This is a genomic window from Cryobacterium sp. Y50 (genome assembly GCF_002929805.1).
Taxonomy (GTDB): Bacteria; Actinomycetota; Actinomycetes; order Actinomycetales; family Microbacteriaceae; genus Cryobacterium.
Genome location: NZ_PJJM01000025.1, coordinates 1 through 2,738, shown reverse-complemented (window position 1 = coordinate 2,738; position 2,738 = coordinate 1). Strand labels below are relative to the sequence as shown.

Genomic DNA, 2,738 nt, shown 5'->3' with positions numbered 1-2,738 from the left:
CGCCATGCTGCGAGACGGCACCCTCTACGAAACTGAACACCAACTCGCTGCTTGACAAAAACATAGGGGCACCCCCCATTTTCAGAGAGGCCACTGCCTGAAATATCCGCAGCAGCTCACTCGGACTAGGGGGACTGTCTCTTAAACGGTGTTTCCGGCCTGACGCGCTGGACGTGGGTCTGGCGGGAAAGGTGCCGTGATGACGACACTTGATGCTGTGACGAAGAAGACGAAAAATGAGCCCACCCGTGAGGCGGTGGCGGCGAAGGAATGGGTGCGCCTGGCCAAGGAGCAGGGCCTGGCTCTGGACGGTCCTGAAGGGCTGCTGGGCCAGTTCACGAAAACGTTCCTGGAGACGGCTCTGAACGAGGAAATGACTGAGCATCTCGGTCATGAGAAGAACCGTGCCCCGGACGACCGTGACGAATCCAACGTGCGCAACGGGACCCGGCCCAAAACGGTGATCAGCCCCTCGACGGGGCCGGTGACCATCCAGGTGCCTCGTGACCGGGACGCCACGTTCACTCCGGTGATCGTGCCGAAACGACAACGCCGTTTGACCGGGGTCGATGAGATTGTGCTGTCGTTGTATGCCCGCGGCCTCACGACCGGGGAGATCAGCGCGCACTTCAACCAGATCTACGGTGCGCAGGTCTCCAAAGAGACGATCTCTCGCATCACGGACAAGGTGATCGAGGAGATGCAAACGTGGCAGTCCCGCCCCTTGAACGGCGTCTACGCGGCGATCTTCATAGATGCGATCGTGGTGAAGATCCGAGACGGGCAGGTCGCCAACCGGCCCATCTACGCGGCCATCGGCGTGACCTTGGATGGCGACAAGGACATTCTCGGGTTGTGGGCCGGCACCGGCGGTGAGGGCGCAAAGTTCTGGATGTCTGTCCTGACGGACATCAAAAACCGAGGTGTCACCGACACGTTCTTCCTGGTCTGTGACGGGTTGAAAGGGCTCCCGGAAGTTGTCGGGAACGTGTGGCCGTTGACACGGTGCAGACGTGCATCATTCACCTCATTCGGAATACGTTCAAGCTGTCCTCGAAGAAGGATTGGGATGCGATGAAACGAGCGGTGAAACCGATCTACACCGCTCCGACCGTCGACGCCGCACGGGCAGCATTGGACGATCTGACCGAGATCTGGGGAAAGAAATACGGTGCGATCATCCGGTTATGGGAATCGGCATGGGAAGAGTTCACCCCCTTCCTGTCCTACGACCCCGAGATCCGCCAAGTGATCTGCTCCACCAATGCGATCGAGTCACTCAATGCCCGGTACCGGCGGGCGGTGCGTGCTCGAGGACATCGGTGAGGGCCGAGCTCGTTGGACGATGAGGTGGAAACCAGCTCTCCACATCTTCGCCATCACCTTCCACGACCGCTGGCCGAACGCAGAATCCTACTAATGAAAAACGCCGGAAACACCGTTATCGAGACACTCCCCTTTGGTGACGCCGTAAACAGCGGAGAACTTGACCTTCTCGATGATCTTGTGGCCGAAGACGCAGTCGACAATGACGCTGCCCTTGGTCAAGGCCCAGGACCGGCAGGCTACAAAGCATTCTTCGGTGAGATGATTGCTGCTTTCCCCGACCTGCACATCACCGTCGAGCGCCTCGTCGCAAACGATACCGACGTCGCATTCGCCTATACCCTCACCGGCACCCACCAAGGCCCCCTCATGGGCCACGCCGCTAGCGGAAAAGCGATGTCTGTTCGTGGCATGCAAATTAGCCGGTTTGAGAACGGCAAACTTGTCGAGCGGTGGGGTAGCAGCGACCAATAGGGCATGCTCGAACAACTCGGCCTCGCACCCTAGGCTGTGACAACTGGCGTTTCCAAGCAGAAGGGGTAGGGCCGAGGACGCATTTTTAAAAAGTGATGTACGACGTAAGACGGCCTTGATCTCGCACTTTGCACGCAGGCAAGGTTGTACTGGTGTTCCTGGCAGTGCGGCCGATCTGTCAACGTTTAAGCGTGGTAGGGGTGGCTCGTGAATTCGTTGCTGCTACCAACATCGCGCGTTGCGTTTCGCCGCGCATTTTGTTGGTTTCATAAGCACGAGGGGCCGAGCGGGCCTTTCGGGTGAGCAGTTGTAGAGGGGCTTCTGCGGCGCTGCGAGGTGACGGCCCAGGCAGTGGACAGCACGATGGATTTCGTTGAACCCGTCTGTTCGTTGAGTGCGGCAGCGTGGCTCCATATGAAGATCCATATTTTGACCATGGCTTTGTCGGCCGATGACGGCATTGCAAACTTGTACAGACAGATTGCATAGGTTTCGGCGGCGAAGACGTCATACAGAGTGCCGAAGGCGAGTGCGTCACCGGCGGCTACTCGTTCGAGAAGCAGATGATTGCTGACACCGTCCCCGGGAGGACGCTGCTCCGTCTCGGCGGCGGTCATGGTGCGGTCCCGGGCGATCGAATGACGAGTGTAGACACGGCACTCCTTGGACGTGGTGAGTGAATCCGTTGGCAGGGTCTCGGGCAACGCAAGAAAATCTATGAGACCCAAATGGGGTGTGTCAAGATGGTCGATCACTCAGAAATCGGTCACAAATAACGGCCGAAACAGGCTCTCCTGACGTAACCGTGGGTCCGTTGGGAGCGTCTTAACGGCCGCACGCCGCTCTCCGCCTAGGTCTCTAACTGTCAAAGGTAAGAAACTTAGGAACGGAAAAAGCGGCGTGCGAACTCTAAGAATATGGCGAACCCTCCTTGGTGT

Annotated in this window: 2 protein-coding genes and 1 pseudogene; 2 read left to right on the top strand and 1 reads right to left on the bottom strand. The window is 58.4% G+C overall.

Going from position 1 to position 2,738, the window contains the following annotated elements; genetic code table 11:
• Positions 1-196 precede the first annotated feature (196 nt).
• Together CXY73_RS00220 and CXY73_RS00215 are read left to right on the top strand one after the other, a co-directional pair.
• A pseudogene (locus tag CXY73_RS00220) lies at positions 197-1,420 on the top strand (IS256 family transposase).
• Positions 1,420-1,800, top strand: coding sequence for an ester cyclase (locus CXY73_RS00215; protein ID WP_104176407.1), 381 nt, complete (start codon positions 1,420-1,422; stop codon positions 1,798-1,800). The pseudogene CXY73_RS00220 and the gene CXY73_RS00215 overlap by 1 nt, the downstream one beginning before the upstream one ends.
• A 266-nt stretch (positions 1,801-2,066) precedes the next feature.
• Here CXY73_RS00215 and CXY73_RS00210 read toward each other — a convergent pair whose 3' ends face one another.
• Positions 2,067-2,555: a hypothetical protein gene (locus CXY73_RS00210; protein ID WP_146071539.1), complete on the bottom strand. Its 489-nt coding sequence runs from the start codon at positions 2,553-2,555 to the stop codon at positions 2,067-2,069.
• Positions 2,556-2,738: the final 183 nt, after the last annotated feature.

Excerpts from the sequence above, each read along its gene's own strand:
- CXY73_RS00215 (WP_104176407.1), top strand. The coding sequence starts at position 1,420 with ATGAAAAACGCCGGAAACACCGTTATCGAGACACTCCCCTTTGGTGAC.